The organism is Gottfriedia luciferensis, from assembly GCF_002156865.1.
GTDB lineage: Bacteria > Bacillota > Bacilli > Bacillales > Bacillaceae_G > Gottfriedia > Gottfriedia luciferensis.
Map to the genome: position 1 here is coordinate 80,461 of NZ_NCTA01000016.1, position 22,341 is coordinate 102,801.

The following is a 22,341-nucleotide window of genomic DNA, read 5'->3' on the forward strand; positions in this document are numbered from 1 at the left end:
TCATAGTGTTTGTATATCGGTCGAAAAATGATAAAGGGGGATTTAAAAATGAGTGAGAAAGTTGTAATTGTAAGCGCTGTCAGAACTGCGATTGGAAATTTTAATGGGACTCTAAAAGATGTAAGCGCAGTAGAGTTAGGAGCTAAAGTTATTAAAGAAGCAATAAAGCGAGCGGGTATTCAGGGAAATGAAGTTGACGAAGTAATAATGGGGAATGTACTTCAAGCAGGATTAGGTCAAAATCCAGCGAGACAATCTGCTTTGAAAGCTGGGCTTCCACATTCAGTTTCCGCTATGACGATTAACAAAGTTTGTGGATCTGGATTAAAATCAGTTCATTTAGCAACTCAAGCTATTTTAGCGGGTGACGCTGAAATTATAGTTGCAGGTGGTATGGAAAACATGAGTCAAGCTCCATATTTACTTCAAGGAGCAAGAGATGGATATCGAATGGGTGATAAAAAAGTTGTTGATAGTATGATTTCTGATGGACTTTGGTGTGCATTTAATGATTATCACATGGGGAACACCGCAGAAAACTTAGCTAATCAATATGAAGTATCTAGAGAACAACAAGATGAGTTTGCAGTACAAAGCCAGCAAAAAGCTGAAATTGCCATAAAAAATGGTAAATTTGAGGAGGAAATAGTTGCGATTGAAATTCCTCAACGTAAGAAGGATCCAATTATATTTAAAGAAGATGAATATCCAAAGTTTGGTGCTACAGTAGAAAAAATCGCTTCTTTAAGACCAGCGTTTGATAAAAATGGAACTGTAACTGCAGCAAATGCTTCAGGTATAAATGATGGAGCAGCAGCGGTTGTTTTGATGAGCGAAAGAAAAGCAAGAGAACTTGGTCTTACGCCATTAGTTAAAATAAATGTAAATAGTAGTGCTGGGGTAGATCCAAGTATAATGGGAATTGGAGCTGCGTTTGCTGCTAAAAAAGCAATTGAAAAATCAACAATTGAATTAAGCGATATTGGTTTAATTGAAGCAAATGAAGCTTTCGCAGTGCAATCGTTAGCTGTACTGAAAGAATGTGGATTTGATGAAAATATCGTAAATGTGAATGGTGGATCAATTGCGCTAGGGCATCCAATTGGAGCAAGTGGTACTAGAATTTTAGTTACTTTAATTCATGAAATGAAGAGAAGAGAAACACTATATGGCCTTGCAACACTTTGTATTGGTGGTGGCCAAGGGGTTGCAACAATTATAGAAAATTGTTTTGAGTAAATGGTGTGAATACAATTAACGACTAAATAAAAAAATGCGGTAGAGCTGAAAGGAAGCACCTACCGCATTCATTTCTATCGTTAAATTACTCTTACGGAAATGACACCTTCAATTTCTTTTAGTAATTGTTCGACTGGTTCATTAATTGTTTCATCAAGGTCAATCATCGTATAGGCAAAACCACCTTTACTACGATTTAACATATCAGCGATATTTACTTGGTATTTTGCAAGTAATCCAGTAATTTGACCGACCATATTTGGAACGTTTTTATGTGAAATCGTAATACGTTTTTTTCCTGTATAAGGTAATTCAACATTTGGGAAGTTAACCGAATTTTTTATATTACCTGTTTCTAAATAGTCTTTTAATTGTTTGGCAGCCATACGGGCACAGTTTTCTTCAGATTCTGTTGTTGATGCACCTAAGTGGGGAATCGGAATTACATTTTTCATTCCGATTACTTTTTCATTCGGGAAGTCTGTTACATACACTCCAACTGTACCATTTTCTAATGCATCTTCAAGAGCAACATCATCTACTAACTCAGCACGAGAGAAATTTAGTAGCCTAGTTCCTTTTTTCATGACCGATAAAAGTTTTGCATTTACAAATTGTTTTGTTTCTGAAGTTAAAGGTACATGAATTGTAATATAATCACATGTTGAAAAGATTTGTTCCAAATTATCAATTCGCTGAACATTTCTAGATAATCGCCATGCTGTATCAACTGAAATATAAGGGTCATAACCGTATACTTCCATATCCAAAGCTAGTGCATCATTTGCTACTAGTACACCGATAGCACCTAAACCAATGATCCCTAACTTTTTACCGGCAATCTCAACGCCAGCAAATTCTTTCTTTCCAGCTTCAACGATTTTAGAAACATTTTTTTCTCCAAATAATGAACGCGTCCATTCAACGCCTTCAATAATGCGGCGTGATGAAAGTAAAAGGCTTGTTAATACCAATTCCTTAACTGCATTAGCATTGGCACCAGGAGTATTAAATACGACAATGCCTCTTTCAGTGCATTCATCGATTGGAATATTGTTTACTCCAGCTCCTGCTCTTGCAATAGCCTTTACACTATTTGGTATATCCATTTCATGCATACTATAACTTCTTAATAAAACTCCATCAGGTTCATTTACGTTATTTTCAATTGTATAATTTTGAACAGGAAATTCTTTAATTCCGTGTTCAGAAATATTATTTAATGTTTGAATTTTTATCATCTTACAATCTCCTCTAAAATTTTCTTTTCAAAGCGACTCATAAATTGAACTAATTGCTCAACACCTTCTATTGGCATTGCGTTATATATGCTAGCTCTCATACCGCCAACAGATCGATGCCCCTCAAGATTTACAAGTCCAACTGAATTTGCTTCAGCAAGAAATTGTTTGTTAATTGCATCAGAAGGTGATGTAAAAGGTATATTCATTAGTGATCTACTTTCGATTTCAACTGGTGAAGAAAACAAGTCAGATTGATCGATAAAATCATATAATAATTGAGCTTTTAATAGATTCTTTTGATAAATGCTATTTATACCCTGTTCCTTAATCCATTCTAAAACAAGTTTCGCTACATAAATACTGAATGTAGGAGGTGTATTATATAGAGAAGATGACTCTACATGTGTTTTATAGTTGAGCATTGTTGGACAAAGAAGATCTGCGTTACCGATTAGATCATCTCTTATGATGACAATCGTTAACCCTGCAGGTCCTATATTTTTTTGAGCACCAGCATAAATCAAACCAAATTTCGAAACATCAATTGGCTCAGATAAAATATTAGAAGAAAAGTCCGCAACAAGTGGAGAATTCGTTTTAGGATAAGTAGTATACTTCGTTCCTTCTATTGTGTTATTCGTTGTAATATGTAAATAATCATATTGTTCTAGTATGTTTAAGTCTTCTAAATTAGGAATATATGAATAGTTTTTATCTTCAGAAGAAGCAATAATATCGATTTCTCCATATTTTTTTGCTTCAGAAATTGCTTTCTTAGACCATGTACCAGTGTTAATAAATGCGGCTTTTTTATTTTTGTTTAATAAGTTCAATGGAACCATTGAAAATTGAGTCGAAGCTCCACCTTGTAAAAACAGGACTTTATAATTTGATGGAATTTCTAATAGTTCACGAAATAAGTTTTCGCAATTCTTTATAATTTCTTCAAATTCAACTGAACGATGACTCATTTCCATTACAGACATTCCAGATTTTCCGTATGACACTAGTTCTTTTTGCACTTTTTCAAGGACTGGAATTGGTAAGACAGAAGGGCCAGCAGAGAAATTAAAAACACGTTCCATAATCATCATCCTTATCTGATATTTTATAATATTCTAACTTTAAACTACCGTAATAAGTTGGTCAACAAAAGATGAAATAAAAACATAAAAATTTCACAAATAATATAAATTTTTAAATAAATACAGAAGGGAAAATTTGAATTAAGTAGAACTATGATTTTGTTAGAGAGAAATAATAACGGTTTTATGGGAGGAAAAATTGAAAAAAGTAATTGGATTCGTAATAAGCTTAGTAATTATTTTTAAAGCCATACCAATAGTAGAAGCGAGTGTTGAAACTCCTGCTCAATTATTAAATGAACAATATAAAGAACTATATGCTTCAGATTTAGCTTATGTTGACAACGTGTATAAAAATGAAGGAAAGAAAGTAAAAGATATTCCTGGTGTAAATGCAGAAATTAAGGATGCGATAGGAAACTGGAAAGTTGAAAAAGTATCTGAGAATGGTGGATCAGTTCAACGGGGGTTTGAAGCAATTGTTTTAAAATCACCTGACTCAATTAAAAATGAATACATCATTGCGTATAAAGGTTCAGCAGGAACATTATCTGATAAAGATTGGGTGGATAATCAGGAAGCAATAAACTATATAAATTCAGATAAAACTCAAGTAAGTGGATTAGTTTATCATCCTCAAGACGAGGAAGCAGATTCGTTTACTAAGTCATTTCTTGATAAAATTAGTAATCAAAATAATAATGAAATAATATTAACAGGGCATTCTTTAGGTGGACACTTAGCTCAGCATGTTAAGATTGCACTAAACCAAGTAGGAATGAAAGTAGTGACATTTAATTCTTTAGGTGTAGTTACAAATTCTAAACAAGCAAACTATGAACCATTTCTTAGCGGAAATAGTAATTTTATTATTGACGGAGAAATAGTAGATTCTTACAACACCATTTATGCAATAACAAATTTAGGGACAATCGAAAAATTATATCTAAATAGCGATTATCCAATGGATGAAAAACATAAATTAATTCGATTTTACTCATTCATAAATAAAACATTTTCTGTCTACCAAAATAATAAACTAGTAAAATCTTTTTACGATGTAAATAATGCAGTCCAATTAGCAAGTTTAAATAATAAAACAGCAATTGTAGATGCTAGCAAAAATAGAAAACTTATTTGGGAAAGTAAATATGCAGTGTATTTCCATCAAAAATTCTTATCATCATTTAACGATCGAAAGAGCTCAGATTCGTTTGCAAATAAGCAAGCCGGAAGAAGGGTGATCGATACAAAAACGAATAAAAACGTATACTTTAAAACAAATTCATCTTTCAGGTATAGCGTATACTTAGGAAAAGATAAGCTAGATATTTTTACAAATAGTAAAGAAGCAATTTCATATGCAAAGCTAAATAAAAACAGAGTCGTAAAAGATGAAAAAACTAAGAAAACCATCTATCCTGTTAAAAAATAATTTGTAATTAGTAAGGTCTTTAGAAAAAGGTCAGTCTGATAATCAGATAAATAGGACTTTGTCTACACACTGAGAGTAGCTTATTAAAGAAGCTACTCTTTTCAGCGTGTTAAAATGAATAGAAATGTTAAACTGTTTTGAACAATATTTATTACCCATGAAACTCGAAATATTACTTAGATCATTTCAAAATTATTAATAATTTGTTCGAAGTAAAGGACATTTATATAGTTTTTTAATACATACTTTTACTAATGAATAAGTTAATTGGAACGAAAGGATGCTCGACTCCCATGGGAAGTGCGGAAAGGCTAAAGACCCCGCAGGCTTGCCGAGGAGGCTCAGGTTTCGCCCCATGGAAAGCGAGAATCCTGTAGTGGAAATGAACATCACTCAACTTCTTTTACGAAAATTTAGTAATTATTTTATATTCTTATTTAATCATAGTATACAATTTTAATAATGTTTTTTTATTCATAACTGGAACGTTTGACTGTACAGTTTCTTAATTATATAATAGTACTACTAATTAAAATGGGGAGGGTTGTCACTTGGGATCGAGTATCGAATTGGTGAGTTAGCTGAAATAGCTCAAGTTTCAAAAAGAACAATAGATTACTATACAAAATTAGGGTTATTAGAAGCAAAACGATCAGAATCGAACTACCGATATTATTCCACAGAGGCAATTGAAACTCTAAGATTTATTGAACATTGTAAAAAGATGAGAATATCATTAGAAGAGATAAAGAATTTGTTGCGAACTAATAATCCCAAAAATTGTATTTTTGAACAAATCCAAGTAATATCGAATCAAATTATAGAGCTAGAAGCAAAATTGGCTCAATTAGTACCTGTTATTTCAGATATGAATGATGGTGAAAAAAATGCTTTAGTTGATTCATTATCACATCATACATTTCCGCTATTTCAGACGTTAAAACATTTTGTAAAATAAAGATTTAAAGATGGATTAATTAAGATAAGCAATTTATTGAATTGCTAAATTATGGTAATCTATTAATAGTTAGAAAAAATTATAACTTAATATTTTTGTAGATTGAAATTCTCAGGAGGTGAATACTCGAGTAAATTACTCGGGTTCGTCATTGGACATAGTTAACTTGTTATTGATTGCAGTATTAATCGCACTTACAGCTTTTTTCGTAGCAGCAGAATTTGCGATAGTGAAAGTAAGATCAAGTAGGATTGATCAACTAGTAGCTGAGAAAAAGCGTGGTGCAGTAGCTGCTAAAAAGGTTACGACGAGTTTGGATGAATATTTATCAGCTTGTCAATTAGGTATTACGGTTACAGCTTTAGGATTAGGTTATTTAGGAGAACCAACGTTTGAGCACATTCTTCATCCAGTGGTAGAATACCTAGGATTAAATGGAACTGTTGCTTCAACAATATCGTTTCTTCTTGCGTTTTCATTTGTGACGTTTATTCACGTTGTAGTTGGTGAATTAGCTCCAAAAACAGTAGCTATTCAAAAAGCTGAATCGATAACACTTATGCTTTCTACACCTTTAATTGCTTTCTATAAAGTAGCTTACCCATTTATTTGGGCATTAAATAGTTCTGCAAGATTTTTTACAGGATTATTTGGTTTAAAGCCAGCATCTGAGTCTGAAGAGGTTCATACGGAGGAAGAGCTGAGAATTATTTTATCAGAGAGCTTTGAAAGTGGAGAGATAAACCAGGCTGAGTATAAGTATTTAAATAATATTTTTGAGTTCGATAACCGACTTGCAAAAGAGATTATGGTCCCTCGTACAGAAATTATTGGGTTGTATGCTGAAGATCCAATTGATGAACAGATCAAAACAATTAAAAATGAAAAATATACTCGTTACCCTGTATTTGGTGAGGATAAAGATGATATTTTAGGTATGGTAAATGTGAAAGACTTTTTTATCCGCTATTTAGATGGAAAAGTTGATCAGTCATACGATTTCGCAAATTATACTCGACCAGTTATTCAAGTAATTGAAACAATTGCAATTCATGATTTATTATTGTTAATGCAGAAGAAACGTATTCCATTAGCCATACTTTACGATGAGTATGGTGGAACAGCAGGATTATTAACAATGGAAGATATTCTTGAAGAAATTGTTGGGGAAATACGTGATGAATATGATGATGATGAAAAGCCAACTGTTCAACACATTAATGATTCACATAAAATTGTTGCTGGTAAAGTATTAATTACGGAAATTAATGATTTATTAGGTCTTTATGTTGAAGAAGATGATGTTGACACAATTGGTGGATGGATTTTAACTCAAAATCATGACATTCAACAAGGTGAATCTGTAATATTTGATGATTTTGAATTCAAAGTTGTTGAATTAGATTCACACCAAGTGAAATTAGTTGAAATAAAAAAAATAAATGAGTTTGTACAGACGGTAAGCTCATAAAAGTTAAAAGGATTAGAGACATAAGTCTTTAATCCTTTTTTTATGGTATGGAAAACGCCACGTAGTTGCCAATTTTAAGGTTTAAGTATACGTGTAACTAAGCCTCGCTTTACTTTTAGCGTTTCTTGTAAATTATTTCACAAAATGTTAACAACTCCAGAAGCTAACTCATTTTATTTGTTATAAAATAAGAATGTAAAGTTGATTTTTGCAGAAGAATAATTTCCGTCCGTGTTATTTTTACATACTAGGAGATTTTCTTCTAATTTTGCTAGTTAGTTCGCTAACTATATTTATCAGCTTATTTTAATCGTTTCGTACAATACCTCATTTTTCCTCTTTTTTGAAAGAGGAATTTTTTTTTTTTGCATAAATTTCCCTTATTTGAATACACATTAATTAAATATTTGTAAAGGATTGTCGATAGCTAATATTAAAATTTTTTATAGGGGTGTGAATTGTTTGTCAGAAGCTCCCTCGAGTAAAGGAAGAACGTTTTTTTTTAATTTAATTAACCGATTTTTTACTAAAACTCCCAACATTAATCAAATTGGTGATTCAGAAGCAAACCATCATATAATTAAGAGTTATATTTTAGAAGTTGATGATGAACCAACTAAGTTGAGTGAAGATGATTTAATCGTTAGATCGATTACATTTAAAGAGAAAAGAGTTAGTGATATCTTAACACCCCGAACAGAAGTAGTTGCTATCGATGTGAATGATTCAGTTGACAATATATGTGAAGTCTTTATAAAAGAGCAATATTCAAGAATTCCAATTTATGAACAAGATATAGACCATATAATCGGTATAATATCTGAAAGAGAATTCTTAATTAAATTAATTCAAAATCAAGATGTAAATCTTCGAGAAATTGTACGAGAACCGATTTTTGTAATTGAATCAATGAAAATTTCCGCTGTATTAACAATTCTTCAAAAACAAAATGCTCATATAGCAATTGTAGTTGATGAATTCGGAGGAACATCTGGCATCGTAACGCTTGAGGATATATTGGAGGAATTAGTTGGAGAAATTAGAGATGAGTTTGACGATTTAGAAAATGATTATTATCAAATAAATGACAATGAATTCCACTTCCAAGCTTCAATTGATTTATCAAGTTTTTTTCAAAATTTTAAAATTAAAAAGCCGTTCAGTAGATATTTAACATTAGGCGGATGGTTATTTGAAAGCTTTAAGCATGTACCTAAAAAGGGAGAATCACTTCAATATAAAAATCTAACATTCATTATTAATGAAGTTCAAAATAGAAGGATACAGAGTGTAATTGTTAAAATTAATCACAAAAATTTACAAAGTAAGGTCGGTTCGTAGGAGCTGAGTTTTTTTACACATTTAGCAAGTATAGTAATTGGCAGTTGAGTTGACAACTCGCCGTATTAGTTACCAATTTTGGGATTAAGCATAAGTGCAACCAAGCCTCTGTCGTTACCTAAAGGCTCGCCAATCGGCGAGTTTTCTTTATAAGCGGATTAGAAAATGGTCTACTAGAGAAGGCTAATTGTGGAATGATTGATATTCAATAAAATTATTGATGAACGTTAGAATTAAAATCTTAAAAATAAAAATAATAAAATATGAGTTTTTTTTGTTGTAATTTTTCTAAACATGCAATATATTTAATACAAATAATTCCGATAAGGTTAAGGGAGATTAAAAAATGAATATTAAGAAATTTGGTTTAGCATTTGGTTCGTTAGTTTTAGCAGCAGGTGTAATGACTGGTTGTAATTCAAATAAAAAAGAAGAAACAGCTAAGGGTAAAGACTTATTAACTCAAGTTAAAGATAGCGGAGAATTAAAAATTGGAACTGAAGGTACATATGCTCCTTTCACTTTCCATGATAAATCAGGTAAATTAACTGGTTTTGATGTTGATTTAGCAAATGAAGTTTCAAAAAGATTAGGTGTTAAGCCAAAATATTTTGAAACTCAATGGGATGCAATGTTTGCAGGATTAGATGCAAAACGTTTTGATGTGATCGCTAATGAAGTTGGTATTAGACCAGACAGAGAAAAAACTTATTATTTCTCTAAGCCGTATATCACTTCATCAGCTGCTTTAGTTGTAAAATCTGATTCAAAAGTTACATCTTTTGATGGCATTAAAGGTTTAAATGCGGCTCAATCATTAACAAGTAATTATGGTGATTTAGCTAAGAAATATGGTGCAAAATTAGTTGGAGTTGAAGGTTTTAGCCAAGCGATTCAATTAATTGAAACTGGCCGTGCTGATGTAACAATCAACGATAAGTTATCAATTCAAAACTATTTAAAAGAAACTGGCGACAATAAAGTAAAAATTGCAGCATTAGAAAGTGATGCTTCTAATAGTGGATTCATGTTCCGCAAAACAGATGATTCATTAGTAAAAGCAGTAAATAAAGCTCTTGATGATATGAAAAAAGACGGAAAATACGATGAAATCGTAACAAAATGGTTCGGTAAAGATGGACTTAAATAATTTACTTAATCAAGACTGGAGTAACAATTTAACCATTGCGAAGGATTCTTTCCTTCCAATGGTTAAAACTGCTTTAATTGGTACGGTTCCATTAACAATCATAACATTCATTGTTGGACTAGTCTTGGCCTTTATTACTGCACTTTTCCGTCTATCAAGTAATAAATTTTTAAATGGTTTAGCTAGATTTTACGTTTCAATTGTGAGAGGTACACCCCTTTTAGTGCAATTATTTATAATCTTTTATGGATTACCAACTATCGGGTTAACAATTTCACCGTATATTTCAGCTATAATTGGTTTTTCATTAAGTGTAGGTGCATATGCATCAGAAATAATAAGAGGTTCAATCCAATCAATCGATAAAGGGCAATGGGAAGCTGCCTATTCAATTGGTATGAATTACAACCAGACATTAAAAAGAATTATTATTCCTCAAGCTGCACGTGTTTCATTACCACCGTTATCAAATACTTTTATAAGCTTAGTAAAAGACACTTCATTAGCTTCTTTAATCCTAGTTACTGAAATGTTTAGAACAGCTCAAGAAATTGCTGCGACAAATTATAAATTTTTAGTTGTTTACACTGAAGCTGCTTTAATCTATTGGATAATCTGCTTCTTCCTTTCAATTATACAGGGGCGATTAGAAGCTCGAGTTGAACGTTATGTTGCTAAATAATGGAGGAAGAACTTTATGATAAAATTAGAAAATATTAAAAAGAGCTTTGGCGATTTAGAAGTATTAAAAGATGTTAGCTTAAATGTAGAAAAAGGAACCGTAACAGCAATTATTGGTCCCTCAGGTTCTGGTAAAACTACATTTTTAAGATGTATTAATGTTTTAGAGCATCCAAATCACGGCAAAATTACGATTGATGATCGTTCAATTGATTTTTCAAATAAGGTATCTAAAAAAGAAATCATTTCTTTAAGAAGTAAAACAGGAATGGTATTTCAACAACATCATTTATTTCCACATTTAACGGCGTTAGAAAATGTTATGGAAGGTTTAGTGACTGTACAAAAGGTAAAAAAAGAAGTCGCTAAAGACAAAGCCATTGGCTTACTTACGAAAGTTGGATTAGAGGATAAAATGAATTTATTACCTCATCAGCTTTCAGGTGGCCAGCAGCAACGTGTTGGTATTGCTAGAGCTTTAGCATTGGAACCAACTGTTATTTTATTCGATGAGCCTACTTCAGCGTTAGATCCAGAGCTAGTACAGGAAGTACTTAAAGTCATGAAGGAGTTAGCTGAAGAAGGGATGACAATGATCGTTGTTACACATGAAATGAAATTTGCACGCGATGTCGCTGATGAAGTCATTTTTATGGATGGTGGGTATATTGTTGAACAAGGTCATCCTAGTGAAGTTTTAGAAAAACCTAAACATGCAAGAACAAAACAATTCCTACAATTAATTCAGTAAATCAAGTACTAGATATTCTTTATCTAGTGCTTTTTTTTGTTTAGCTAGATATTAAATAGAAAAGCTTTTTCCAAAATTTACATTAGCTTAACATACATATGTTAATCGTTTAGAGTCATACTATCATTACACTACTTAAGGAGGTGAGACAACAATGGCAAACAACAACAGTGGAAACAGCAACAACTTAGTAGTTCCAGGTGCAGAAGCTGCTTTAGATGCAATGAAATATGAAATCGCTTCTGAGTTTGGTGTAACTTTAGGCCCAGATTCTACAGCACGTGCTAACGGTTCTGTAGGTGGTGAAATCACTAAACGTTTAGTTCAAATGGCTGAACAAAGCTTAGGTGGTTATTCAAAATAATAAGTATGGATATAGGGATGGAGATTAATCTCCATCCTTTCTTAATGAACGGATACATAGTAGGAGTGAGATAAATGGAAGGAATTTGTCCGCTGTGCAATGGGATTGAACAATATAAATTACAATGCCCTATTTGTGAGAATGAATGCGAAGATAAAGGAAGAGAAGTTGATTATAATGATAAATATAGTCCGTATTTAGATTATGATATCTCAGCAAAAGCTGACGGATTAACAGAGGAAAATTCTAGTTTATATTGTATTCATTTGTTTAATTGTCCTGATTGTAATGAAGGATTTCTTAAAATTATTGATAAAATAAAATAACGCAGTACCAATTTAAATGGTACCGCGTTATTTTATGTTTTAAATAATTATCGAATACGAGATTCAGTTTCTTTGTCAAAGAAATGTACTTTATTCATATCGATTGCTAATTTAAGGTTTTGGCCGTGTGTGAAAGTTGAACGAGCATCTAATCTTGCAACTAATTGATGTCCCTCAAAGTTTGTATAAAGCATTGACTCTGCACCTAATAGTTCAGCTACCTCGATTGTTAGATCAAGGACTGTTCCTTGAGAAGCTTCAATAAATACTGGCTCATCGTGTAAATCTTCTGGGCGTATACCTAAGATTACTTCTTTACCAACGTAGCCATTGTCACGTAGCGTTTTCATTTTTCCTTCAGGTACAGCAATTTTTTTGCTACCTAAGTTAAAGTAGCCATCCTCAACTGTTCCGTTAACGAAGTTCATAGCTGGTGAGCCAATGAATCCACCTACGAATACGTTTTCTGGTCGATCATAAACTTCTTTTGGAGTTCCTACTTGTTGAATAATCCCATCCTTCATTACAACTAAACGTGTAGCCATTGTCATCGCTTCAGTTTGATCATGTGTTACATAGATAGTTGTTGTTTGAAGGCGTTGATGTAGTTTTGAAATCTCAGAACGCATCGCTACTCGTAATTTAGCATCTAAATTAGATAAAGGTTCGTCCATTAGGAATACTTTTGCATCACGTACAATTGCACGTCCAAGAGCTACACGTTGACGTTGTCCACCTGATAAAGCTTTTGGTTTACGAGATAAATATTCCTCAAGACCTAAAATTCGAGCAGCATCTTTTACACGACGATCAATTTCTGCTTTGTCGAATTTACGTAATTTTAAACCGAAAGCCATATTATCATATACAGTCATATGTGGGTATAATGCGTAGTTTTGGAATACCATTGCGATGTCACGATCTTTTGGTTGAACGTCATTCACACGCTTTCCATCAATGAAAAAATCACCTTTAGAAATATCCTCTAAGCCTGCAATCATTCGAAGCGTAGTTGATTTACCACAACCAGATGGTCCTACGAAAACGATAAATTCTTTATCTTCAATATGAAGATTGAAATCTTTTACTGCAGTTACATTATTGTCATAAATTTTATAAATATGATCTAATTTTAATTCAGCCATTATTCTTTCCTCCAAATGTTTTGTAATCGGTTTCATTAACTAAATTGTAATCACAAATAAGTTTTCAAACAATAGCAAAGGTTTACAAAAAAAAAAGCTTCATTTGTACAAGTTGCACAAAAAAGCTTTTGTTAGTTCGAATAGCCTAATTCTAATAGACGAATCGCTAAAAAGATAACAAACCCATCCTCAAAATCCTTTAAATCAATTCCTGTTTGTTCGGAAAATTTATCAAGTCGATATTGCACAGTGTTTCGATGTAAAAAAGCTTTTTTGGATGTAGCCGTTACATTCAAATTTTGTTGAAGATAAATTTTAACGGTTGTCAGGATTGGATCATCCATTTTCATATCATTAAAAAATAAGCTTGGTAATTCTTTTTGTAAATTTTCGGGTAAAAATGAAAGAATATAATAAAGCATTTCTTTTGAAAACCAAAGGATATTTTTTTGTTTTTTTATGGATAATGCATTTTTAAAACATTGATATTCGATATCGAAATTAAGACTTAAATTTGAAAGGGGATCATATCGTTTCCCTACAAAAAATGTAACATCTTGATATAAATCAGCCGCAATAATTTCTTGCATATGCTCTAGAAATTCTTTATTAAAAGGCTGATCCATAATTTTTTCAATAATGACGCCTTTTCTGGCAGTATTCCAAACTACAATTACTTCTTTGTGGAAAAAAGCATTGATTGCTTCCTCAAATTCAATTTTAGAAGAGAATAGCTGATTACTGTGAAAATGAATAAATCGTATTGAGACGGGAAGGGTAACTTCATTTTCTAATTCAAAAGGATTTGTTCCTTTATTTAAATATAAATAATCAAGCCACTCATTTTGTGCTGATGGCATTATGATTGAATTCGCGTCTAGTTTTGTAAATAAACATTTCAGCAGATTCGCTTGTTCTTCTGAAAGTGAAGTTTTCTTTACCCCAAAAATTTCTTGATTCTCTGTTGTAAACCAAACGTAATTCAAATATGTATTCTGATCGGGTGTATCAGAAACTGAATCTTCACCAAATAAAGTTTTCATTTTATCAATCATTTCAGATACCTTCTATCCCATTATTTCATTTAAGTTTATCATTTTAAAAAAAAATAAAAAAGAACCGTAGCTTAAAACTACGGTGTAAAATTTGAAAGTTCATAAAAAAGGTTGATTAAATTTTCAAGACCTTGTTCTTTAATTTGAGTTTCGTCAAAGACCATAGGTTTTGAATTGATTTCAAAAATATAGTAGTGGTTGTTTTGAATTCCGATATCCATTGAAAATTCATAAAAATTTGCATCCTTCATATTTAAAGCAATACCCGTTTGCCTAACGATTTCTTTTAATATCGAGTAGTTTAAGTCGATTGGTAGCTCTTCAATGGTAATTATACTACCACCTCTAGGTACGTGAGTTGTAATGGCATTAAATGTCCCCACCCGAACTCCAACACCGGATAGAATATAGTCTTTTTCCTTTTTATGTGCAAGAATTCGTAGATCAAATTTCCTGCCGTCAGGTAATTGACTTAAAATACCTTGTTGGCAAATATACTCTTCATTTAATGAACTAAGAAATTTCCAACATTCATTGATGGATTTAATTAATTCTACATGAAAGGCATTTCGGATCTTTACTAAATTATTATCTTTTAAAGTAAGCTTAAACACCCCGAATCCTCTAGAAGAGTTATGCTTTTTAATATAGAGAAATTTATATTTTTTTAAATAAAAGGATAAATCTTTTTCGGATTTTATATTGATTGTTTCGGGCATATGGCTTTTTAAAAAAGTATTTGAAGATAAAATCATTGATGTTTGAATTTTTGAAAGATATGATTCATTAAAAAATGGTATATTCAATTCACAAATTTTATCACGAAAATCTTTATAGATTTTGTTCGATTCGTATTGAACAGAAGGAATTCGATTGTAAATTACATCAGGCAATGGGGCATATAATTCAATCCATTTTTTTGTTTCAAAACAAAATGTATAACATTTAATTGAATTAGCAGAGAAGGTGGAAGGAGTTAAGATAACTGGAATTCCACCATTAAGTAATACTCTCTTACAAATTCTCTTAAAGGTTTTAATATTTCCGCTAAAAGGTAACCGGTCTTCGTTTGTTAAAATACCAACAATTGGTCCTAACCGTGAACCGTTTTTTTTTACATTAAATTTAATGAATCTTGTAGAATCGCCTTTTAATGGGATTTGATCTATTGGGAGCTGATTGAATCCAATGAAGCATCTTGATTCAATTTTGGTATCATGTGACCATGTGTTTGTCTCAAGATGGTAAAAAACGGAGGTCATTTCATTGAGACCTCAAGTTCATTTCCATGTTTAGACAAATGGGTAGCGTATTCTAAAAACAGTTTTTTAATCTGTTTGTCATTTTCTTGGAAGTTTGGATTTGAAAAGATTGATCTACCCGGTTTAGAGTTTGCTTCAAAAAGCCAAATTGTTTCATCCTTATCAACACCGATATCAAATCCTATCTCACCGATATGACCATCAACTTGACGATCTAATGCTTCGCTAATTTTTAATGCTGCAGTAGATAATTTATCATGTATCCTTTTTGCTTTTTCTTGCCCAAATATTTCTTCAACCGTTTTAACACGACCACCGTTATTTATATGTGTAGTTGTACTTCCTTTTCCTGCAATTTTAGCAGCAATAACAGTAACTTGCCAATTTCCAGAGGCATCTTTGTTTGTATGGACTCTAAAGTCGACAGGTTGATGTTCATATCGAATCAATGGAATACCTTGTTGAACGATAAAATCTTGTAATTTAATATTACGAAAAACATGATTGATTAAAGAGTGAAGTGAAGAGAATTTTTGTAGCTTATTCGTTTCAAATTCACGGTACCTACAATAATACATTTCTTCGTCTCTTTGATAACGTATTAAAATGACTCTTGATCCAAGACTGCCGTTTTCAGGCTTAACATAGACAAATTGGTATTGTGATAATAACTCTTCAATTGTGTCAAAATTATTAAACTTTACTGTCTTAGGTAGATAATGTGCTACTGAATCATCGTTTTTTAGTTTTAAATATAAATCCCATTTATTGAAGAAGCCAGGATTAAACCAAGGTATTTTATATTCCTTTTCCAATTTTTGACGTACTCGTTTAATTGATTTATGAACTTCTATTTTTCGATTTGGTAATCGATTGTAAATCACTGTAGGAAAAGGGACGACTTCTTTCGTCCATCTTTTATCAGTAAAGAAATAGCCTTGAATTGTTTCAGATTCCCAATCAATCCCATGCGTTCCAAATACGAAAATATAGCTGTTTTTTTGATTATTTTCTGCAATTAAGTTTGCAAACATAAAACTACGATCACCAATTGGGCGAAGCAGTGATTCAGTAAAACCAGCAGTGAAAATTCCAACGAGAGGTCCAAGTTGTAATGTGTTTCCGATAATAATTGGCTCGATTTTCCCTTCAAAAGGGATGCAGAGCATTTCATTTAACTGCTCTGAGATTGAGATGATATTGTGAAGTGTATTCATCGTAACTAGTTGACAAGGGTACTTTTTTTGACCGAAGGCAATATATTCAATATTTCTTGATGTTGTAAGTTCTTCTGGAATACATACTAAGTTCTTACTCTGTCGATGAGTAACGATTTTATAAACTTCATTCATTATTTAATTTCACTTCTTTCACTTTTAGATTTCGATTGTAAGTGTAAACAATACTGAATTGGTGCGGAGTATAGCTTATGCTGGATTGAAGGGTCAGTTTGAAGTAAGACTTTTCTTCCAGGTTTTGAATTTACATCTAAAATCCAGACGGCTAGATTTGAATCGATACCTAAATCTAAACCAATTTCGAATAATGGAAGAAAATTCTTCTCGAGTACAATAGGTAATTGTTTACAAATCGTATCAATTTCCTCCTGTAAAACTAGAGCTGATCTTTGATTAAATTGAGTGATCCATTCTTCAAAAGGTACTGCATTACTACCGGCGCTTAAATTTGCAACAATTGAATTAGGCTTACCAATTCGTACACCTTTTCCAATCGCTTGCCATTCACCTTTTTCATTTTTTTGTAAAAGGATTCTTAAATCAAATGCTTCTTGTGATTTTGTTTTTAGATCTAAATAGTTTTGATATACATATCCTTTCGATTCAACAATAGGTTGTAGCCACTCAAAAAATTCATCTCGTGTGTCGTAGACAGTTTCAATTACTTCCTTTTGTTTTTGAGTGGAAACACTTATTGAATATGCGCTTAAAGTAACAAAATAAATATTAATGCCTCTTGACCCATGAATCGGTTTAATAACTAATTTGCGTGACTTTCTAAGCTCTTCAAAAAATACTGCTAAGTGGAGCAATTTTTTTGTTTTAGGTATATATGGATTTAAACTTTCATCAGTTGCAAGTGCCTGATAAGTTTCCCATTTTCCAGGTAGCCCGTAGCCTAAGAAAGTGATGTCTTTCCGTTTTTTTAGCCAATCAACAATTGGTTTCGCCTGTTTACTTTTAATGCTCGGAGAATAGAAGCAGCGATCATAAATATAGTTTGGTATTTCAAATGAAGTTTTCTCCCATTGCTCTGTTTTTGCTATATACTTCCAGCCTACAATTTCTTCAGTAGCTGGCTGAATACCAAAAGGGGTAAATTGAACGAATTCATAACCAAGCTTACTAGCTTCTTTTGCCATATACTGAACGTATTCACCTTCTTGTCTTTCCTTAAGAGATAAATAACCAATTCTCATTCTTTTCACTCCTTGTACTTATAAATATGATTGAACAAGAGAAAAAATAGCCTTTGTTGAAGGTCTAATTTTTTGAAGTGGATCTAATACTTGTAAATCCTTAGAAGGTTTAGAATTTATTTCGATTACCCATGGGTTAAATTGGTCATCGATAGCAAGATCGACACCAAATTCTGCAAATAATCCATCGAAGGAGGAGTCGATACAAATACAGGATTCAATCGCTAATTCGATAAGTAATTTTTTAAAGTGAATTCTTTCTTTCTTTGGCAAATAATAGCTTAAAAATTCATCAATTTTTTGAATGTCTCCTCCACGAGCTAAATTGCTTACAAATTGTGTCGGATGACCAATTCTTGCAACTGTCGATGTTACTTCCCATTTATTAAACTTATTTTTATGACATAAAAATCTAAAATCAACGAGTCTATTATCTTTAGTGATTAATGGTAAACCTTCTTGAATGATGAAGGATCGCTTAGTTAATTGCTGCTTGATGGGTTGAAAAAGCTGAGCAACTGATTGATATTCCAGTTCTACTTCAGAATTCAGGCTATTTAGTAAACGAAATTGTTGTTTATCTTTTGTAACTTTAAAAATATTTCGGCCTTGACTGCCATGAATCGGTTTTATAAAAACTGAATCATACTTTTGGAGAAAATTTTCTAATTGTTCTACTGAAATACATTCTTCTGTATAAGGTACATATGGCTTGATATAGTTCGAGTCAATTAAAGCTTTAAAAACTTCCAGTTTGTTTAAAAAACGTGCATTAAAAAAAGGGATTTGGTTAGTTTCTAAAGAAGAATTTAGTAATTTAAATTCTTTTGAACGCTCGAGTTTCCTAGAGTGAATACGATTATGAATAATTGAAGGGGGAGGTACATTCACTAAAATCCAACCGTTATCAGATCGTTTGTAGCCTTTCATTTCATTGGTTAATAGTTTTTTTAAAGAAGTTACATAAAAGTTGATTTCAGATTCACCACATAACTCTGAAAGTTCTTCGCATAAGGTAGTAATTGAACCGAGTGGATTTAGTGATGTTTCATTAATCGAATCAGTCACAATGGCGAATGTTTGTGTGTCTTGAGTTTTAGGAAAAGATTGCAATGATTCTCCTCCTTTCCAAAATAATGTCGTTGTATACTATGTGATATTCGCCTAGTTGGTGAATGTCTTTTAGAAAATTTTAGGGAAGAAAGTTTGATTTGTTTTTGAAAAACTGACATATAATAGAATGTTTGTTATAGTGGAGATACAAATATTTAGGAGGTAGAAACATGGCAGTAAATATTTATGATATTGCATACTCACTACAAAACGCTTTAAAGGAACAACCAGATTTTAAGAACTTACAGTCTCTATACTCACAAGTATTAGCTGATCCAAGTGCGAAGCCTTTATTTATGGAATTTCAAAATTTCCAAAAGAATATGCAACAAAAAATGTATCAAGGTGAACAAATTACGCCTGAAGAGAATGCACAAGGACAAGAAATTGTAGCGCGAGTTTCACAAAATCCTTTAATTGCTAACTTAATGCAAGTGGAACAAAGAATGAATTTAGTAATACAAGATGTAAATAAAATTGTCATGAGTCCATTAGAAGAATTTTATAAATCATTACTACAACTTTAATATCGGCTTAAATAGTAGAGAAGACTTCATTCATTTGAAGTCTTTTTTAGTATACGAATGGATAGAATAGCAATTGATCATGTTCTATTTAAATGAAGCATGTCATATATTTTCTAGTAAGGTATTTCTTCGCGAAATGGGGGAGATTAAGTGATTTATAAGTTACTTGCAATTAATATAGATGGTACGTTATTACAATCAAATGGAAAGCTTTCGAAAGAAACAAAAGAAGCGATTGAATATGTTCAAGACAAAGGGATTTACGTAACTTTATTCACAAGCAGAAATTTCCAGGCTACCAAAAAAATTGCAAAAGCATTAAAGGTATCTAACCTTTTGGTCTCTCACTCAGGTGCATTTATTTCTTCTAAGCTAGATGAACCTCTTTTTGAAAAAAGGATTGAGGAAGAAGAAGCATATGAAATTGTAAAAAAACTAGAAAAATATGATTGTAATATCCGACTGTCACATGAACATTTTTCAATTGGAAATCGAAAAAAATTGCAATCAAATTTAGTTGCAAAAGCCGTTTTGTCAAACGCAGATCCTGTTTTTTATCCAATACAATTTGTTGAATCCCTTTCAGATAGCATTCTGGAAAATTCAATTTCTCCATTAAAAATAGAGTGTTATTTTTCTGATGAAATAGAAAAAAGTAAGGTGAAAAACGTAATAAATTCAATCTATCCACATTTAGATTGTCTATGTGAAGAAGAAAAGAAAATTGAAATTGTTCGAAAAGGTATTTCAAAGTATTCAGGGTTAAAACGCTTAGGTGAGCACTTAGGGATTTCCTATCATGAAATGGTTGTAATCGGTGATAATTATAGTGATTTACCATTAATCGAACATGCAGGACTAGGCGTTGCAATGTCCAATGCTCCTGTAGAGATTAAGAAAGCTGCCGACTGGATTACTAGATCAAATGACCAAAATGGTGTTCCATATATGATTAAAGAGCATTTTAGGAAACAATTTCCACTACCATTTTTAAAAACACATTTAAAAATCGAAAAATAAATAAAAGTCTGGTTTTCAAGAAGAATACTCTTTGAAAACCAGGCTTTTTTATAGCATCTATCACTATTTTCAAATGGATAACGGTGGTCTAAGAGAGAAAACTAATCTCTAATACGGCTAAAGTAATTAATTGACCTCTTTCGCCATTAATTTTATACTTAATTGATAAATTAAAAAGGTGATAAAAAATGAAAATATATATTAAAGGATTAGAGGATAATCGTTTTCAAAGGCCATTAGAGTTACTAGCTCAACTATTTTTTGAAGACTGTGATGTTTCATTAGATAAAATAGATGCAGATATAGAAGTAAGTTTCGAACTAAACGAAGAGGATAAACAAGTTTTTGGAAAACTAGGTTCGGAACTTCATGCGAGTACTAGTTATGTAGACGGCAAAGATGAAAGAGAATCGTTTAAATTTAAAAAGAAGGCTGTTAATTTTGTCTTTTTATCTTTACTTCAAGAACATACAGGAATTCAGCAAAAGTGGGGAATCTTAACCGGAATTAGACCGACAAAGCTACTTCACTCGAAACTGAAAAATGGTATGCCAAAGGAAATAGCACATGAGGAGTTGCGAAATGATTATTTAATTCATGATGAGAAAATTGAATTAATGCAATCAATCGTCGATCGTCAATTAAAGGTAATACCTGATTTGTATAACTTAGAAAACGAAGTAAGTATCTATATCGGAATTCCATATTGCCCGACAAAATGTGCTTATTGTACTTTCCCAGCTTATGCGATTCAAGGTAAACAAGGTGCAGTAGATTCTTTCTTATACGGACTACATTATGAAATGGAAAAAGTAGGAGAGTTTTTAAAACAGCGTGGTATAAACATTACTACGATTTATTACGGCGGAGGAACACCTACAAGTATAACAGCTGAAGAAATGGATTTACTTTATGCTAAAATGCATGAATCGTTCCCAAATATGAAGCAAGTTCGTGAAATAACAGTAGAGGCTGGAAGACCTGATACGATTACTCCAGAAAAATTAGATGTACTTAATAAATGGAATATTGATCGTATTAGTATCAATCCACAGTCGTACATTCAAGAAACCTTAAAGGCGATTGGAAGACATCACACTGTTGAAGAAACAATCACAAAATATCATTTAGCTCGTGAAATGGGCATGAATAATATTAATATGGATTTAATTATCGGATTACCTGGAGAAGGTTTAAAGGAGTTCCAGCATACGTTAAACGAAACAGAAAAATTAATGCCTGAATCATTAACTGTTCATACGCTTTCATTCAAAAGAGCTTCTGAAATGACACAAAACAAACAAAAATATAAAGTTGCTGACCGAGATGAAGTGCAACAAATGATGAATGAAGCAACAGTTTGGACTAAAAATCATAATTACCATCCGTATTATTTATATCGTCAAAAAAATATATTAGGCAATCTTGAAAACATTGGTTATTCAGTTGATGGACAAGAAAGCTTATATAATATATTAATTATGGAAGAAGAACAAACGATTATCGGACTTGGCTGTGGAGCCTCTAGTAAGTTTGTAAATCCAAAAACACGCCAAATTACTCGATTTGCAAATGCGAAGGATCCAAAATCATATAATGATGGTTACGAACATTATACTCTTGCAAAAATAAAGATTTTAGATGAGTTATTTTCAAACAGTAATCAATCAAATTAAATAAAAATAGAGGAAATTCCCCTTTCAATGTTTAATGTTTAAATTAATCATGAATTAAAGG

21 protein-coding genes are annotated in these 22,341 nt (G+C 31.9%); 13 read left to right on the top strand and 8 right to left on the bottom strand.

What is annotated here, in order from left to right:
* The first annotated feature begins 48 nt into the window (after positions 1-48).
* Positions 49-1,239, top strand: a complete 1,191-nt coding sequence (locus B7R67_RS12845) for an acetyl-CoA C-acetyltransferase (protein ID WP_088071014.1) — start codon at positions 49-51, stop codon at positions 1,237-1,239.
* 80 nt (positions 1,240-1,319) lie between these two features.
* On the opposite strand, the gene B7R67_RS12850 is transcribed toward B7R67_RS12845, so the two are convergent.
* Together B7R67_RS12850 and serC are read right to left on the bottom strand one after the other, a co-directional pair.
* Positions 1,320-2,480: a phosphoglycerate dehydrogenase gene (locus B7R67_RS12850; RefSeq protein ID WP_088071015.1), complete on the bottom strand. Its 1,161-nt coding sequence runs from the start codon at positions 2,478-2,480 to the stop codon at positions 1,320-1,322.
* The gene (gene serC / locus B7R67_RS12855; protein WP_088071017.1) at positions 2,477-3,568 is read right to left on the bottom strand and encodes a 3-phosphoserine/phosphohydroxythreonine transaminase; all 1,092 of its coding nucleotides are present in this window, start codon (positions 3,566-3,568) and stop codon (positions 2,477-2,479) included. Before serC ends, B7R67_RS12850 begins: the two co-directional genes overlap by 4 nt.
* Positions 3,569-3,767: 199 nt before the next feature.
* On the opposite strand from serC, the gene B7R67_RS12860 reads away from it, so the two are divergent.
* The 9 genes from B7R67_RS12860 (at position 3,768) to B7R67_RS12900 (ending at position 12,045) form a co-directional block, all read left to right on the top strand.
* Positions 3,768-5,003, top strand: a complete 1,236-nt coding sequence (locus B7R67_RS12860; RefSeq protein WP_088071019.1) for a DUF6792 domain-containing protein — start codon at positions 3,768-3,770, stop codon at positions 5,001-5,003.
* Positions 5,004-5,547: 544 nt separating this feature from the next.
* Positions 5,548-5,961 (top strand): MerR family transcriptional regulator, encoded by a 414-nt coding sequence (locus B7R67_RS12865; RefSeq protein ID WP_142289555.1) that lies wholly within the window; start codon positions 5,548-5,550, stop codon positions 5,959-5,961.
* Positions 5,962-6,112: 151 nt separating this feature from the next.
* A complete protein-coding gene (locus B7R67_RS12870; protein ID WP_088071021.1) occupies positions 6,113-7,432 on the top strand; it encodes a hemolysin family protein in 1,320 nt (439 codons plus the stop codon).
* A gap of 462 nt (positions 7,433-7,894) precedes the next feature.
* Positions 7,895-8,773 (top strand): hemolysin family protein, encoded by an 879-nt coding sequence (locus B7R67_RS12875; RefSeq protein WP_142289556.1) that lies wholly within the window; start codon positions 7,895-7,897, stop codon positions 8,771-8,773.
* Positions 8,774-9,125: 352 nt separating this feature from the next.
* Positions 9,126-9,923 (top strand): amino acid ABC transporter substrate-binding protein, encoded by a 798-nt coding sequence (locus B7R67_RS12880; protein WP_407920398.1) that lies wholly within the window; start codon positions 9,126-9,128, stop codon positions 9,921-9,923.
* Positions 9,910-10,605 carry an amino acid ABC transporter permease gene (locus tag B7R67_RS12885; RefSeq protein WP_088071027.1) on the top strand — a complete coding sequence of 232 codons (696 nt, stop codon included), beginning with the start codon at positions 9,910-9,912 and terminating at the stop codon, positions 10,603-10,605. Before B7R67_RS12880 ends, B7R67_RS12885 begins: the two co-directional genes overlap by 14 nt.
* Before the next feature lie 15 nt (positions 10,606-10,620).
* Positions 10,621-11,355 carry an amino acid ABC transporter ATP-binding protein gene (locus B7R67_RS12890; protein ID WP_088071029.1) on the top strand — a complete coding sequence of 245 codons (735 nt, stop codon included), beginning with the start codon at positions 10,621-10,623 and terminating at the stop codon, positions 11,353-11,355.
* 154 nt (positions 11,356-11,509) lie between these two features.
* Entirely contained in the window at positions 11,510-11,719 is a 210-nt protein-coding gene (locus B7R67_RS12895) for an alpha/beta-type small acid-soluble spore protein (protein WP_088071031.1), read from the top strand.
* A 74-nt stretch (positions 11,720-11,793) separates the two neighbouring features.
* Positions 11,794-12,045 carry a hypothetical protein gene (locus B7R67_RS12900; protein WP_088071033.1) on the top strand — a complete coding sequence of 84 codons (252 nt, stop codon included), beginning with the start codon at positions 11,794-11,796 and terminating at the stop codon, positions 12,043-12,045.
* 47 nt (positions 12,046-12,092) lie between these two features.
* On the opposite strand, the gene B7R67_RS12905 is transcribed toward B7R67_RS12900, so the two are convergent.
* The 6 genes from B7R67_RS12905 to B7R67_RS12930 all read right to left on the bottom strand — a co-directional run bounded on the left by B7R67_RS12905 (position 12,093) and on the right by B7R67_RS12930 (position 19,057).
* A complete protein-coding gene (locus tag B7R67_RS12905) occupies positions 12,093-13,190 on the bottom strand; it encodes an ABC transporter ATP-binding protein (protein WP_088071035.1) in 1,098 nt (365 codons plus the stop codon).
* A 131-nt stretch (positions 13,191-13,321) separates the two neighbouring features.
* On the bottom strand, positions 13,322-14,245 hold the full coding sequence (locus B7R67_RS12910) for a PucR family transcriptional regulator (RefSeq protein ID WP_088071037.1): 924 nt from the start codon (positions 14,243-14,245) through the stop codon (positions 13,322-13,324).
* A gap of 77 nt (positions 14,246-14,322) precedes the next feature.
* Positions 14,323-15,507, bottom strand: a complete 1,185-nt coding sequence (locus B7R67_RS12915) for a YheC/YheD family protein (protein WP_088071039.1) — start codon at positions 15,505-15,507, stop codon at positions 14,323-14,325.
* A complete protein-coding gene (locus B7R67_RS12920) occupies positions 15,504-16,859 on the bottom strand; it encodes a YheC/YheD family endospore coat-associated protein (RefSeq protein ID WP_088071041.1) in 1,356 nt (451 codons plus the stop codon). Before B7R67_RS12920 ends, B7R67_RS12915 begins: the two co-directional genes overlap by 4 nt.
* The gene (locus tag B7R67_RS12925; protein WP_088071043.1) at positions 16,859-17,944 is read right to left on the bottom strand and encodes a YheC/YheD family endospore coat-associated protein; all 1,086 of its coding nucleotides are present in this window, start codon (positions 17,942-17,944) and stop codon (positions 16,859-16,861) included. Before B7R67_RS12925 ends, B7R67_RS12920 begins: the two co-directional genes overlap by 1 nt.
* A gap of 18 nt (positions 17,945-17,962) precedes the next feature.
* Positions 17,963-19,057, bottom strand: coding sequence for a YheC/YheD family endospore coat-associated protein (locus B7R67_RS12930; protein WP_088071045.1), 1,095 nt, complete (start codon positions 19,055-19,057; stop codon positions 17,963-17,965).
* Between the two features lie 170 nt (positions 19,058-19,227).
* Here B7R67_RS12930 and B7R67_RS12935 point away from each other — a divergent pair, with 170 nt between their 5' ends.
* The 3 genes from B7R67_RS12935 (at position 19,228) to B7R67_RS12945 (ending at position 22,280) form a co-directional block, all read left to right on the top strand.
* Positions 19,228-19,584 (top strand): YlbF family regulator, encoded by a 357-nt coding sequence (locus tag B7R67_RS12935; protein ID WP_088071047.1) that lies wholly within the window; start codon positions 19,228-19,230, stop codon positions 19,582-19,584.
* Positions 19,585-19,734: 150 nt separating this feature from the next.
* The gene (locus tag B7R67_RS12940; protein WP_088071049.1) at positions 19,735-20,604 is read left to right on the top strand and encodes a Cof-type HAD-IIB family hydrolase; all 870 of its coding nucleotides are present in this window, start codon (positions 19,735-19,737) and stop codon (positions 20,602-20,604) included.
* Positions 20,605-20,792: 188 nt separating this feature from the next.
* Positions 20,793-22,280, top strand: coding sequence for a coproporphyrinogen III oxidase (locus B7R67_RS12945; protein WP_088071050.1), 1,488 nt, complete (start codon positions 20,793-20,795; stop codon positions 22,278-22,280).
* The last annotated feature ends 61 nt before the right edge of the window (positions 22,281-22,341 follow it).

Bases quoted from the DNA above. Each gene is read 5' to 3' on its own strand.
- B7R67_RS12845 (WP_088071014.1), top strand. From the start codon at position 49: ATGAGTGAGAAAGTTGTAATTGTAAGCGCTGTCAGAACTGCGATTGGA.
- B7R67_RS12850 (WP_088071015.1), bottom strand. From the start codon at position 2,480: ATGATAAAAATTCAAACATTAAATAATATTTCTGAACACGGAATTAAA.
- serC (WP_088071017.1), bottom strand. From the start codon at position 3,568: ATGGAACGTGTTTTTAATTTCTCTGCTGGCCCTTCTGTCTTACCAATT.
- B7R67_RS12885 (WP_088071027.1), top strand. From the start codon at position 9,910: ATGGACTTAAATAATTTACTTAATCAAGACTGGAGTAACAATTTAACC.
- B7R67_RS12890 (WP_088071029.1), top strand. From the start codon at position 10,621: ATGATAAAATTAGAAAATATTAAAAAGAGCTTTGGCGATTTAGAAGTA.
- B7R67_RS12895 (WP_088071031.1), top strand. From the start codon at position 11,510: ATGGCAAACAACAACAGTGGAAACAGCAACAACTTAGTAGTTCCAGGT.
- B7R67_RS12900 (WP_088071033.1), top strand. From the start codon at position 11,794: ATGGAAGGAATTTGTCCGCTGTGCAATGGGATTGAACAATATAAATTA.
- B7R67_RS12905 (WP_088071035.1), bottom strand. From the start codon at position 13,190: ATGGCTGAATTAAAATTAGATCATATTTATAAAATTTATGACAATAAT.
- B7R67_RS12910 (WP_088071037.1), bottom strand. From the start codon at position 14,245: ATGATTGATAAAATGAAAACTTTATTTGGTGAAGATTCAGTTTCTGAT.
- B7R67_RS12915 (WP_088071039.1), bottom strand. From the start codon at position 15,507: ATGACCTCCGTTTTTTACCATCTTGAGACAAACACATGGTCACATGAT.
- B7R67_RS12920 (WP_088071041.1), bottom strand. From the start codon at position 16,859: ATGAATGAAGTTTATAAAATCGTTACTCATCGACAGAGTAAGAACTTA.
- B7R67_RS12925 (WP_088071043.1), bottom strand. From the start codon at position 17,944: ATGAGAATTGGTTATTTATCTCTTAAGGAAAGACAAGAAGGTGAATAC.
- B7R67_RS12935 (WP_088071047.1), top strand. From the start codon at position 19,228: ATGGCAGTAAATATTTATGATATTGCATACTCACTACAAAACGCTTTA.
- B7R67_RS12945 (WP_088071050.1), top strand. From the start codon at position 20,793: ATGAAAATATATATTAAAGGATTAGAGGATAATCGTTTTCAAAGGCCA.